The sequence below is a fragment of the Falsochrobactrum ovis genome (genome assembly GCF_003259955.1).
Classification (GTDB): domain Bacteria; phylum Pseudomonadota; class Alphaproteobacteria; order Rhizobiales; family Rhizobiaceae; genus Brucella; species Brucella ovis_A.
The window spans coordinates 28,838-42,520 of the sequence record NZ_QLMK01000004.1 but is presented as its reverse complement, the minus strand read 5'-3'; the positions used below and the strand labels follow the sequence as shown (position 1 = coordinate 42,520).

Here is a 13,683-nt window from a genome sequence, read left to right as displayed (position 1 = left end):
ATCATGAAGGCTGGCCTGACATCTTCCGTCGTACTGCATACTGCGGTGATCGCATTGGGGCTTTTTTCGTTTTCTGCACCAAAGGCCTTTGATGTGCAGGATACGGAATCATTCCCCGTCGATATCGTGCCGATTGAATCTATCACTCAGATTCAACAGGGCGATAAAACTGCTCCGATAAGTGAAAAGGCAGCTCCTAAACCGACGACAAAGCCTGATGACGTGCCTGATGCGGAAAATGTTGGTGATCAATCCGTCGACACAAAGACGCCGCCGCGGCCCGACAATAAACCCAAGCCTGTCGAAACTGCGGAAGAGCCGAAAGCTCAGCCCGAACCGGTGAAGACGCCGGAGGTAAAACCAGAACCGAAACCAGAGCCGGCGCCAACGCCTAAGCCCGAGCCCGTTCCTGCACCGGAAGTACAGGCCAAGCCTGAGCCAAAACAGGAAGCAAAGCCTGATCCAGTTGAGGAAGCGGCAGTACAACCGGCTGAAACCGCTAAGCCTGATCTGCCAAAACTTCCTGAGAAAGTTCCAACTCCGCAGACAAAGCCGAAGCCACCACAGACTCAAACCGCGAAAACAGCTTCTGCGCAGACCAAACAGTCAAAGAATGATGCGCTTGCCGATGAGGTTGCAGCTTTGCTTAATAAGGAAAAAGCAGCAGGTGGCGGGGCGCGACGTTCTACTGATCAGGCATCGCTTGGGGGTCGACGCAATACGGGTGGCGCGAAGCTAACCCAGAGCGAGATGGATGCTTTGCGCGGGGCCATTTCCAAATGCTGGAACGTGCCAGCAGGTGTTGCAGACGCGCCTGGGCTTGTCGTGACAGTACGGATGCACCTGACAGAAACAGGTGAAATTAAGGGCGCTCCACAGGTTACGTCAGGTGGAGGCGATTCCGGCGTTGGCAGAGCGGCGGCAGAAAGCGCCAAGCGCGCAGTGTTGCGTTGTGCGCCCTATAATCTGCCGCGAGATAAATATGATTCATGGTCGGAAGTTATTGTGAACTTCGACCCAAGTAATATGTTCTGACGGCAAATGCTGATCAGTTTTAACAAATGCCCTCAAGGCCAAGGACAAAGAGGTCCCGAGAAATGAAAATCGGCATCATGAATACGAAGATCCGGACATTAATTTCGGCTTTTATCTATCTGATCGCCGCAAGCCTGGTGGCGGTTGCGCCCGCTCGGGCGGTGGTTGAAATCAATATCAATCAAGGTGTGATTGAACCTCTTCCGATTGCGATTACTGATTTCCTTTCTGCGGACCAGCTCGGCGCAAATATTTCCTCAGTAATTGCTGCGGATCTGGAGCGTTCAGGCTTGTTCGCTCCAATAGATAAGGGTGCATTTATTGAGAAAATCTCCAATCCGGATGCGTCACCTCGCTTTGAGGATTGGAAGGTCATTAATGCTCAGGCATTGGTGACTGGACGTATTACCCAGCAGCCCGATGGCAGGCTCAAGGCTGAATTTCGTTTGTGGGATACGTTTGGCAATCAGCAGCTGATTGGACAGCAATTTTTCACCACACCAGATAATTGGCGTCGTGTGGCGCACATTATTGCCGATGCTATTTATGAGCGTCTGACGGGCGAAAAAGGCTATTTCGATACACGTATTGTCTTTGTTGATGAATCGGGCCCGGCGCAAAATCGCGTGAAACGTCTGGCGATCATGGATCAGGATGGCGCAAATGTGCGCTATCTGTCTGATGGTCGCGATATGTCGCTGACACCGCGCTTTTCACCAAGCCGGCAGGAAGTTACATATATGTCCTTTGCAGGAGGGCAGCCCCGTGTTTACCTGCTTCAGTTGGAAACCGGACAGCGTGAGCTGGTTGGTAATTTCCCAGGCATGACAATTGCTCCGCGTTTCTCGCCGGACGGTCAGAAAGTTGCCATGAGCCTGCTTCAGGATGACGGCAGCGCCAATATTTACACGATGGACTTGCGTAACCGCACGACAACGCGGCTGACAAGCAGTCAGGCAATCGATACCAGCGCGTCTTATTCGCCTGATGGTTCTCAGATTGTGTTCTCGTCGGATCGTGGTGGACGTCCGCAGCTTTATGTTATGGGTGCTGACGGGTCTAATCCTCGCCGCATATCATTTGGCGATGGCAGCTATAATACGCCGGTCTGGTCGCCGCGCGGTGATATGATCGCGTTTACCAAACAGTCACAGGGTCAGTTCTCCATCGGTGTGATGAAAACCGATGGCAGTGGCGAACGTTTGCTGACGTCTGGCTTCCATAATGAAGGTCCAACTTGGGCGCCCAATGGTCGTGTGTTGATGTTCTTCCGCAAAGCTCCAGGAGCAGGCGGACCTAAATTGTTCACGATTGATCTGACCGGACGTAACGAACGTCAAATCCAAACGCCTAATTTTGCATCAGATCCCGCTTGGTCGCCTTTGCTTGAATAGAAGGTGGGTCTGGCAACCTTAAATGAGGGCGCGAAAGTTGTTTTCGCGCCTTTTTTAACAAAAAACGCCATAATTGTAGTAGTTAGGCCGTGTTTCTGCCGTATTTTGCCCTCAGGGCTAGCATTAGCATTGCTTCGGGAAAGCCCGTTGCATAGGCCCGCAACGAAGTGTTAACCATACTTCTTGAGCCTGTTTTAACTTCGATATGATTATTTGTCAGTTACGCAGGAACATTAAACTTAAGGAGCTCCGGCCCATGCGCCGTTTCCAGTCAATCGCACGCAGCCCTATCGCTATTGCCGTTTTCATGTCGCTCGCCCTTGCTGGTTGTGCGTCTAAGAAAAATCTTCCCAATAACGCCGGTGATCTTGGCCTTGCTGGCGCTGCTACGCCCGGCTCTCCGCAAGACTTTACCGTAAATGTTGGTGACCGCATCCTGTTTGATCTGGATTCTTCGCTGATCCGTGCTGATGCACAGCAGACGCTGGCCAAGCAGGCTCAGTGGTTGCAGCGCTATCCGCAATATTCGGTGATGATTGAAGGTCATGCTGACGAACGCGGTACTCGCGAATATAACCTCGCGCTAGGACAGCGCCGTGCGGCTGCTGTTCGCGATTATCTGGCAGCTCGCGGCGTGCCCACGAGCCGTATGCGGACAGTATCCTACGGTAATGAGCGCCCGGTTGCGGTTTGTGATAGCGATTCCTGCTGGTCACAGAACCGTCGCGGTGTTACAGTTCTCAACGGAGCAGGTAGCTAATAGCTGCTTCCAACTCTTCGGGATCGGATTGTCTTCTCGGAGAGATGAACGGAATTATGTTGTAAAAAAGCGGCCTTTGGCCGCTTTTTTCGTATCTAAAACAGCATTTTTCGATTCAGCCAAATTTTGGCCGAAGTCAGCTGCGTCATAAGTAGTATCTTTGCTTTTCTAAGTTTTATTCTTAAAGCTCACAGGTCGGCGGGATGTTCGGTGAGTGTTCAGCCATGCAGCACGTCTAACCTAATCACTGTTTAGTCACTTCGAAGTGCAACCAATCAGGGCAAAAGGAATGAAGAAATCAATGAGGAGAGTGACACTGGCAATTGCCATGCTGCCGCTTTTGATGAGTGTACCGGCTCTAGCCGCAAGCTCAAGCGATAGCGGAAGCGCCGAATTTGCAAAACCGGCTCAGTCCGCTTTTGCTGACGGACCGCTATCGGGATGGGGGGGCACGCGCACAGAGGCTGTGGAGCAGCCGCTACAACTCGCGCAAGCGGTTGATCCACGTGTCGGGCAGCTTCAGGAAGAAATCCGTCAGCTTTCCGGCAAAGTTGAAGAATTGAATTTCCAAATTCTTCAGCTTCAGGATCAGCTGCGCAAAACACAGGAAGACAATGAATTCCGTTTTCAGGAACTAGAGAAGGATAAGCGCTCGGATGCGGGCGGAACTGAAAATCGTTCCGTTGCGAGTGCTGCTCCCTCGACACAGGATGAGGCATCGCAAGATGCCTCTTCATCCTCCATTTCCGATGCAGGCACCGATTCCGTAGCTATTGGTTCAGATTTATCGCAGAGTGGTCCGGTCCGTGGTCAAGGTCCGCAAACACTCGGGACGATACGTTTTGATGCTAATGGCAATGTAATCGGTGAGAGCTTGAACGCGGCACCGGGTCCTGTTGAACAGGGCACATTGGGTGGCACAATCGCTGCGCTGCCTAGCGATGATAACCCCAACTCACTCTATGATGCGGCGTATCAATATTTGATGTCTGGAGATTATGGAGCGGCTGAAACAGGATTTCGCGAGCATATCAAGCGCTATCCGGCCGATCCGTCGACGGCTGAAGCGCGTTACTGGCTGGGAGAATCATTATTCGGCCAGGGGCGCTACCAAGATGCCGCAAACGTTTTTCTGGATACGCAGCGCGATTATCCCGATTCAAAACGGGCGCCAGAAAACATGCTCAAACTTGGCATAACGCTGGAAAAATTGAACAATCGTGATGTGGCTTGCGCGACCTTCAAGCAAATAGCGGAACGTTATCCTCAAGCAGCGAAAGCAGTTCTAAAACGGGTTGCCGAAGAACGTAACCGTAACAAATGCGGATGACGGAGAATTAGAGTGGGGCTCTGCCCAAATCATATTTTTGCAGCGTATGAAATTAAGCGCTGTCGAGGAATTATTGCGGCTGTATCGGGTGGCAGTGATTCTCTCGGCCTATTGTTTCTGCTCAAGGATTATCTTGCACAGCTCAACAATCCTCCGCAATTGATGGCGGTTACGGTGGACCACCAGCTGCGCAAAGAATCGCGCGATGAGGCTGAGTTAGTTGCGGCGCTGTGCAAAGCCCAGCAGATTGAGCATCGAATTTTGGCATGGGATGAGGCTAAACCCGCCAGCGGTATTTCGGCTGCTGCGCGCAGTGCGCGGTATCGGCTTTTGGTGCAGGCAGCAAAAGAGGCTGGGGCCGATATGATCCTGACCGGTCATACACGGGACGATCAAATCGAAACTTTTCTTATGCGCCAATCGCGCAGCACTCATTCGCAGGCCAGAGGGCTTGCGGCGATGGCAAGACGTTCGCGTTTGGAAAATTCCGTTGAATTAATCCGGCCGCTGCTCGAAATTTCCCGACAGTCACTTCGAGCAGAACTGCAAGCGCGGGGTATTGGTTGGGTTGATGATCCCAGCAATCATAATGCGGAATATGAACGCCCGCGAATCCGTTTACAGCAGGCGAAAGATGTCGATCCCGATCTCATTTTGGCTAAAGTGGCTTTGGCAAAGGCAGCCCGCAAGAAGGATAATTCGGCTGTGATTTCTGCTTTGGCAGATCCAGCATGTTTGAAGCTCGATTCTGCTGGAGCTTTTTTGGTGGATGCGCAGATTTATGCTCAATTGCCTGAAAATCCACGACGATTATTTGCGGGATTGCTTACTTCCCTTGCGGGAGGGCGTAGATTTTTGCCTGGTGATGCCGAACGCATGCGGATCGAAAATATGCTCACAGGACAAGAAAGCCGTACTCGGCTGACGGTCCTAGGGGCATTGATCGAACGTGGCGAAAATGGCGAGCCTCATCGCTTTTGCCGCGAAAGGCGAAATTTACCAGTTGTAAATCTGAGCTTAAAATATCCGATAATCTGGGATGGACGTTATTGCTTTTTCTATAAAGGAAATGAAAATTTTGAAATCCGAGCGCCGGGGCGGCAGGAATTGCTAGATTATATGAAGTCTCACGCTATTGAACTGAACAAAGCAGATCGGGAGGCGTTGTTGGTGCTGCCGGCTCTCTACAAAGAGGGAAAGCTTGCGCACTTAATTTTTGGGAAACCAGCCCATTTGCACAAAGAGATTCGCGATCAACTAGAGATCAAAAGACATTTTGCGCTCTATGATCATGTGCTCACGGGCTATGATTTTGGCTTGGCCGCTGCGGTGGAAAGGCGAATTGGACGAGAATGTTTCGATTTTTCTAAACCAGACAGCTAAGAATCGCTAATCTGGCAGAATGTTCGCCTTGGCAAGACCGTGCTTCGAACCTATGTTAGAGTAGAATTTCATCCCCGTTCGCGGGGTGACAGTGGTATCGATTGGACCCGTTATGAATCCGAACTATCGCAACTTCGCCCTTTGGGCGATCATTGCCCTTCTTTTGATTGCGCTGTTCAACCTGTTCCAGAGTCCTGGTCAGCGCGCAAACTCTAATGAAGTCTCCTATTCTCAATTCATCGATGATGTGACCAATGGTCGGGTGAAATCTGTCACGATCATGGGGAATAAGATTAACGGGACCTATACCGATAATAGCGCGACCTTTCAGACCTATTCGCCGGGTGATACGGGTCTGGTTTCGCGACTTGAATCTAAGGGCGTGACGATCACTGCTCGCCCCGAGAGTGATGGATCTGGCTCTTTGCTTGGCATTCTGCTTTCCTGGCTGCCGATGATCCTTATTCTGGGCGTATGGATTTTCTTCATGCGACAGATGCAGGGCGGATCACGCGGCGCGATGGGCTTTGGTAAATCCAAAGCCAAGTTGCTGACAGAAGCACATGGGCGCGTGACTTTTCAGGATGTTGCTGGTGTCGAAGAAGCCAAGCAGGATCTGGAAGAAATTGTCGAATTTTTGCGCGATCCGCAGAAATTCCAACGGCTTGGCGGTAAAATTCCTCGTGGTGTATTGCTCGTCGGACCTCCCGGAACAGGTAAGACTCTGCTCGCTCGTTCGGTTGCGGGTGAAGCGAATGTGCCTTTCTTCACCATTTCCGGTTCTGACTTTGTTGAAATGTTCGTCGGTGTGGGTGCAAGTCGCGTCCGCGACATGTTCGAACAGGCTAAGAAGAATGCGCCTTGCATCATCTTTATCGACGAAATTGACGCCGTGGGTCGGCATCGTGGTGCCGGACTTGGCGGTGGCAATGATGAACGTGAGCAGACCCTCAACCAGTTGCTGGTTGAAATGGATGGGTTTGAAGCCAATGAATCGATCATTTTGATCGCAGCCACCAACCGTCCTGACGTTCTTGATCCGGCACTGCTTCGTCCGGGTCGTTTTGACCGACAGGTCGTGGTTCCGAATCCGGATATTGTTGGTCGCGAACAGATCCTCAAGGTTCATGTGCGTAATGTGCCGCTAGCGCCGAATGTTGATCTTAAGATCGTTGCACGCGGAACTCCGGGTTTTTCGGGCGCGGATCTTGCCAATCTTGTCAACGAATCTGCCCTAATGGCTGCGCGTCGCAATAAGCGCGTCGTCACCATGCAGGAATTTGAGGACGCCAAAGACAAGATCATGATGGGTGCCGAGCGGCGCTCTGCCATGACGCCCGAAGAAAAGGCCAACACGGCCTATCATGAGGCAGGCCACGCGGTCGTTGCCATTAACGTCCCGAAAGCTGACCCTGTTCATAAAGCTACTATCATTCCACGCGGACGAGCGCTCGGCATGGTGATGCAGCTGCCCGAAGGTGACCGTTATTCGGCAACCTATACTTGGATGGTTTCGCGTCTTGCTATCATGATGGGCGGTCGGGTTGCTGAAGAGCTGAAATTCGGAAAGGAAAATATCACTTCCGGTGCATCATCAGATATTCAGCAAGCTACCAAGCTGGCTCGGGCGATGGTGACCCAGTGGGGTTATTCTGACAAGCTGGGCCGGGTCGCCTATGGCGAAAATCAGGAAGAAGTTTTCCTTGGCCATTCGGTCGCACGGACTCAGAATGTTTCGGAAGAAACAGCTCAGATCATTGATGCGGAGGTTCGCAGGCTGATCGATGAAGCCTATGCAGAAGCGACGCGAATTCTGACCGAAAAAAGAGATGACTGGATCGCGATTGCGGAAGGCTTGCTTGAGTATGAAACTCTCAGTGGCGATGAAATCAAAGAACTGATTGCCGGTAATAAGCCTTCACGTGACGGTGGCGATACGCCTTCGCGTGGATCCGGAGTGCCAAAAGCGGGAACTCCGCGTAAGAACAAGGGTGATGAACCCGGAAGTGAGCCGGGGCTGGAGCCTAATCCACAGCCCCAGTAAACGAAGTTTCTGAAATTGAAAGCCGGGCTGAGGCCCGGCTTTTTTGTGTTTAGAGAAAACTTAAACAATCGTGCAATCGACTGAAAACCCTTAGTTAAGTTTTTAATCGCATCCTAGATAGGCTGCTGGAGCGAAGCTTTGTTTGCTGACGATTGACTGACGATTGTCCGGCGATTGACTGGCGATTAATTGGCGAGTGAAATGCAGAATTGCCTTTTAAGGTGTTTTTGCGCTAATAACGCCCAATTTACTGGCAATGAATGCCCGGCTATTGACGCTGGTTCATCTCATGCGTGACAGATATTCGGGAGCTTGAAAAAGCCCAATTGCGCAAAAGGCTAAAACGATGACACGGAAATATTTTGGAACCGACGGCATAAGAGGGCAGGCAAACAGCTTTCCCATGACGCCGGATATTGCCATGAAAGTTGGCATGGCGGTGGGACATATTTTTCGTCGCCGCGGACAAGCATCTCGTGTCGTGATTGGTAAAGATACACGGCGTTCTGGCTATATGCTGGAAAATGCCTTGGTGGCGGGATTTACCGCTGCGGGGATGGATGTATTTCTGTTGGGCCCGATCCCAACCCCGGCTGTTGCCATGCTCTGCCGTTCGCTGCGTGCGGATATTGGGGTGATGATATCTGCTTCGCATAATCCGTTTTATGATAATGGCATCAAACTTTTCGGCCCCGATGGTTTTAAGCTTTCAGACGAAATTGAACTTCAGATCGAAAAGCTGATTGATAGCGATTTATCTCAACATCTGGCCAGTCATGGTGATGTGGGTAAAGCTAAGCGCGTCGACGGCGATATTTATCGCTATATTGAGTTTGCCAAGCGCACCCTGCCTCGGGATGTTTCGCTCAACGGCCTGCGGGTGGTGGTTGATTGCGCCAATGGTGCTGGATACAAGGTTGCGCCCGCGGCGCTATGGGAGCTGGGTGCGGAAGTTATCACCATTAATAATGAGCCGAATGGCCTCAATATTAATGAGGAATGTGGGTCAACCCATCCGATCGGATTGATGAAAAAAGTTCATGAAGTCCGGGCGGATGTCGGCATTGCGCTGGACGGCGATGCTGACCGCGTGTTGTTGGTGGATGAGACCGGAACCGTCATTGATGGTGATCAGCTTATGGCGGTCATTGCTGAAGCCTGGGCTAATGCCAATATGTTACATGGTGGTGGGATCGTTGCGACCATCATGTCAAATCTTGGACTGGAACGTTTCCTTGATGCTCGTAAACTGACCCTAGCGCGCACCAAAGTTGGCGATCGCTATGTGGTTGAGCATATGCGCAAGCATGGCTTTAATGTCGGTGGCGAGCAATCAGGACATATTGTTTTGTCTGATTTTGCAACTACGGGCGATGGCTTGATTGCGGCCTTACAGATACTTGCGGTAGCTCAGCAAGAGAACAAACCGTTGAGTGAACTTTGTCACAAGTTTGAGCCGGTACCTCAACTGCTCAAAAATGTGCGTATATCCGGGGGTAAGCCGCTCGAGAATAAGCATGTTAAAGGTGCAATTGACGAGGCGCGTGAACGACTTGGTGTTCAGGGACGGCTGGTTATTCGACCATCGGGGACGGAGCCACTGATCCGCGTCATGGCGGAAGGTGATGATCGTGGCCTGATTGAAAAAGTGGTCAATGATATTGTTGGGGCTATTTCGTCCCAAAGCCATGCAGCTTAAAATTTTCAAACTTGATCAAAAAAGCGCGGGCTCACCGCGCTTTTTTTATGCGAGTTACAAGGTTTCTCCCCCATTTCAATTCGATGACCTTAAAATTGTATGGTTAAAAAACAGGGTTAAGTAGCGTTTAACTTTTTTCGCATATTCTACCATTCGAACATTCATGAACGCGATTGCGGAATAATTCGATGGGGCAGAAATGAAAAGTTTTACTAAACAAATTTACGCCGGGGTTGCGGCATCAGCCATGCTAATGGTTGCAGCAATGCCTTCTCAGGCTGCGGATTTCATTGAACCTGTCCCAGAACCCGTTCCAGAAGTGGTCGTCGCTCCACCAGCCGTTAGCGGATGGTATATCCGGGGCGATCTTGGCTATTCATGGAGCAAATTCAAGAAAGCCGATTATGCAACGATTGATAATTGCGTCGGTTGCGGTGGCTCTCGGACGTTTGGTAGCAATACTTTACATGGCGATCTCAAAGGATCTTTCCTACTGGGCGGCGGCGTCGGCTATCAGGTGACGGATTATTTCCGCACAGATTTGACGCTCGATTATATGACCCGCTCCAAATTTGAAGGAAATACTTTTGGCGCGAATTGTAATGGTAATATTGACTGTGCGTCCGAAGAACGCGGCCATTATTCGGCTCTTTCCATCTTGGCTAACGTTTATGTCGATCTTGGAAATTTCAGCGGTGTTACGCCCTATGTTGGGGCGGGTATCGGTGGAACGCGAGTAAAATGGGCGGATCTAAAAGATGTGCGCTATGGCGGCACACAGGAAGGCGCGACAAATTGGCGTTTCACCTATGCTCTGATGGCTGGTGCTACGGTTGATCTTACACATAATCTGAAACTCGACGCAGGCTATCGCTATCGCCATGTCAATGGCGGCAAAATGTTTGAGGGCAATCGCTGGATTGGCGATGGTTACGACAAAGGAATGCATATTCACGATGTGCGCGTGGGTATGCGCTATCTGTTCGATCGCTAAAGCAGTCTGATACTGATGCAGAAAGCCCGGTCTGTCCGGCTTTTTCTTTTTCGCAGCCGTTTTTTCGGGAGGGGAAAACTATTCAGTCGAAACATATTGTGTAAATTTATGTTTCCGCTATCTTCATCAGCGGGCCACGCCTCCCCAACGAGGCGCGTGCTATCTGTGAGGATAGGAATAACATTATGACAACGATTGCGAAGCCGGCAGTTCGCCCGGCTAATCCTAATTTTTCTTCTGGTCCCTGTGCAAAACGTCCCGGCTGGTCGCTTCAAGCGCTGGCTGATGCACCACTTGGCCGTTCGCATCGCGCGAAGATAGGCAAGACCAAACTCAAAGAAGCCATCGATCTTACGCGCGAAATCCTGGGTGTTCCGGTCGATTACCGCATTGGTATTGTGCCAGCATCGGATACTGGTGCGGTGGAAATGGCGCTTTGGTCACTGCTCGGTGAGCGTGGCGTCGATATGGTTGCGTGGGAAAGCTTTGGCGCGGGCTGGGTGACCGATGTGGTCAAGCAGCTCAAGCTTGAGGATGTGCGCACCTTTGAAGCGCCTTATGGCGAGATAGTTGATTTCACAAAAGTCGATTTTGATCGCGATGTCGTTTTTACTTGGAACGGCACAACTTCGGGTGTGCGTGTTCCGAACGCCGATTTCATTCCTGCTCAGCGCCAAGGATTGACGATCTGTGATGCGACTTCGGCGGCATTCGCACAGCGTCTTGATTTCGCTAAGCTTGATGTGGTGACTTTCTCTTGGCAAAAAGTGCTGGGCGGCGAAGGTGCACACGGCGTTTTGATCCTTAGCCCTCGGGCTGTTGAACGTCTGGAAAGCTATAAGCCAGCTTGGCCGCTGCCGAAGATTTTCCGTCTAACCAAAGGTGGCAAGCTGATCGAAGGGATTTTCGTTGGCGAGACCATCAACACTCCCTCTATGCTTTGTGTCGAGGATTATCTTGACGCATTGAGCTGGGCTCGCTCGGTCGGAGGTCTTGAAGGGCTGATGGCACGTGCGGATGCAAATTTCGCTGCGATAGACGCGTTCGTGCAAAAAACACCATGGATTGCCAATCTGGCCGTTGATCCTCAGACGCGATCCAACACATCCGTCTGTTTGACGATTGTCGATCCAGAGGTGAAGGTACTCTCAAATGAGCAACAGGCCGCTTTTGCAAAGGGCATTGTTGCGCTCCTTGATAAGGAAGGCGTTGCCTACGATATCGGCGCATATCGTGATGCGCCATCAGGTTTGCGCATATGGACCGGTGCCACGGTTGAGACTTCTGATCTGGAAGCGCTGACCGCCTGGCTTGACTGGGCTTTTGCGACACAAAAAGCCGAGCTTCAAACAGCGGCTTGATCTGTCGGTAACAATGCCGTGGTCACGTTGGGGTGATCACGGCGCATTTCCTTATAGAGATTCAATTTGATGGAGGCCCTTATGGCACCTCGCGTTCTCGTATCCGATAAATTGTCCCCGACCGCCGTGCAGATTTTTAAAGAGCGTGGCGTTGATGTTGATTATCTGCCCGATCTTGGCAAAGATAGCGGAAAACTGCTTGAAGTCATTGATCAATATGATGGTTTGGCCATTCGTTCTGCGACTAAGGCAACCGAAAAACTGATCAACGCCGCCAAAAACCTGAAAGTTATTGGTCGGGCTGGTATTGGCGTCGATAATATTGATATCCCGGCGGCATCGCGGCGCGGTATTATTGTGATGAACACGCCGTTCGGCAATTCGATCACCACGGCAGAACACGCCATTGCGCTGATGTTTGCAGTTGCAAGACAACTTCCGGAAGCCGATTTTTCTACCCGCAACGGCAAGTGGGAAAAAAACCGCTTTATGGGTGTGGAGATTACCGGCAAGACCTTGGGCGTGATTGGTTGTGGCAATATTGGCGCAGTCGTTGCAAGCCGAGCGATCGGGCTTAAAATGCATGTGGTTGCATTTGATCCTTTCCTTTCGGAAGCGCGAGCGCAGGAGCTGGGCGTTGAAAAGGTGGAACTCGACACGCTGCTGGCCCGGGCGGATTTTATAACGCTGCATACGCCTTTAACGGATAAAACCCGCGGGATCATCAATGCCGAAGCTTTGGCTAAAACCAAAAAAGGTGTTCGGATAATCAATTGCGCCCGCGGCGGACTGATTGTTGAAAAAGATCTTGTAGAGGCGCTCAAATCTGGTCACGTAGCGGGAGCGGGTATTGACGTATTCGAGACCGAGCCAGCGACAGAAAATGAATTGTTCGATCTTCCGAATGTTGTCTGCACGCCGCATCTTGGCGCATCGACCACTGAAGCGCAGGAAAATGTTGCAGTACAAGTTGCTGAGCAGATGTCGGATTATCTGACCAAAGGCGCTGTCTCAAATGCGATTAACATGCCGTCAATTACTGCCGAAGAAGCACCGCGACTAAAGCCTTTTGTGAAATTGGCAGAAGTTCTTGGCGCATTTGTTGGGCAGGTGACGGACGAGCCAATTCAAGAAGTAGAAGTTCTGTTTGACGGCTCGACTGCGGGCATGAATACGCGTGCGCTTGTGAGTGCTGCACTTGCAGGTCTGATCCGTCCGCAAGTGGCTGATGTGAATATGGTCTCTGCACCGATCATGGTGAAGGAACGCGGGATCATTGTCTCCGAAATCAAACGAGATAAATCCGGTATTTTTGACGGCTATATCAAGCTTACCGTCAAAACCACTAAGAGAGAGCGCGCCATTGCGGGCACATGTTTCTCGGATGGTAAACCTCGTTTCATTCAGATCAAGGGTATCAATTTGGATGCCGAAGTTGGCCCGAATATGCTCTATGTTGCCAATTACGACGTGCCGGGCATGATCGGTCTATTGGGGACAATCTGCGGAAAGCATAATATCAATATTGCAAATTTTGCGCTGGGCCGGAATCGTCCTGGTGGCGATGCGATTGCAATGCTTTATGTCGATGAAAAAGTCTCTCAGGCGGCGCTCGAAGAACTGACGGCGCAAGAGTCGATCCGCGTTGCCCGCCCGCTTGTTTTCAATATTGAGGAAAGCTGA

9 protein-coding genes and 1 pseudogene are annotated in these 13,683 nt (G+C 51.1%); all 10 read left to right on the top strand.

Features of this window, described 5'->3' with window-relative positions; all coding sequences use genetic code 11:
* The first annotated feature begins 3 nt into the window (after positions 1 to 3).
* Positions 4 to 1,035, top strand: coding sequence for a cell envelope integrity TolA family protein (locus C7374_RS07490; protein ID WP_111575008.1), 1,032 nt, complete (start codon positions 4 to 6; stop codon positions 1,033 to 1,035).
* A gap of 62 nt (positions 1,036 to 1,097) precedes the next feature.
* The gene (gene tolB / locus C7374_RS07485; RefSeq protein ID WP_111575007.1) at positions 1,098 to 2,429 is read left to right on the top strand and encodes a Tol-Pal system beta propeller repeat protein TolB; all 1,332 of its coding nucleotides are present in this window, start codon (positions 1,098 to 1,100) and stop codon (positions 2,427 to 2,429) included.
* A gap of 256 nt (positions 2,430 to 2,685) precedes the next feature.
* The gene (gene pal / locus C7374_RS07480; protein ID WP_111575006.1) at positions 2,686 to 3,189 is read left to right on the top strand and encodes a peptidoglycan-associated lipoprotein Pal; all 504 of its coding nucleotides are present in this window, start codon (positions 2,686 to 2,688) and stop codon (positions 3,187 to 3,189) included.
* A 538-nt stretch (positions 3,190 to 3,727) separates the two neighbouring features.
* Positions 3,728 to 4,519 (top strand): annotated as a pseudogene (gene ybgF, locus C7374_RS07475) (tol-pal system protein YbgF); the annotation flags it as partial.
* Between the two features lie 12 nt (positions 4,520 to 4,531).
* Complete coding sequence (gene tilS, locus C7374_RS07470; protein ID WP_111575004.1) at positions 4,532 to 5,902, top strand: tRNA lysidine(34) synthetase TilS; 1,371 nt, start codon at positions 4,532 to 4,534, stop codon at positions 5,900 to 5,902.
* A 112-nt stretch (positions 5,903 to 6,014) separates the two neighbouring features.
* Positions 6,015 to 7,946: an ATP-dependent zinc metalloprotease FtsH gene (gene ftsH / locus C7374_RS07465; RefSeq protein WP_111575003.1), complete on the top strand. Its 1,932-nt coding sequence runs from the start codon at positions 6,015 to 6,017 to the stop codon at positions 7,944 to 7,946.
* A 346-nt stretch (positions 7,947 to 8,292) separates the two neighbouring features.
* Positions 8,293 to 9,645 carry a phosphoglucosamine mutase gene (glmM, locus tag C7374_RS07460; protein WP_111575002.1) on the top strand — a complete coding sequence of 451 codons (1,353 nt, stop codon included), beginning with the start codon at positions 8,293 to 8,295 and terminating at the stop codon, positions 9,643 to 9,645.
* Positions 9,646 to 9,844: 199 nt separating this feature from the next.
* Complete coding sequence (locus C7374_RS07455; RefSeq protein WP_111575001.1) at positions 9,845 to 10,639, top strand: outer membrane protein; 795 nt, start codon at positions 9,845 to 9,847, stop codon at positions 10,637 to 10,639.
* Positions 10,640 to 10,824: 185 nt separating this feature from the next.
* Positions 10,825 to 12,000: a phosphoserine transaminase gene (locus tag C7374_RS07450; protein ID WP_111575000.1), complete on the top strand. Its 1,176-nt coding sequence runs from the start codon at positions 10,825 to 10,827 to the stop codon at positions 11,998 to 12,000.
* An 81-nt stretch (positions 12,001 to 12,081) separates the two neighbouring features.
* Positions 12,082 to 13,683 carry a phosphoglycerate dehydrogenase gene (gene serA / locus C7374_RS07445; RefSeq protein ID WP_111574999.1) on the top strand — a complete coding sequence of 534 codons (1,602 nt, stop codon included), beginning with the start codon at positions 12,082 to 12,084 and terminating at the stop codon, positions 13,681 to 13,683.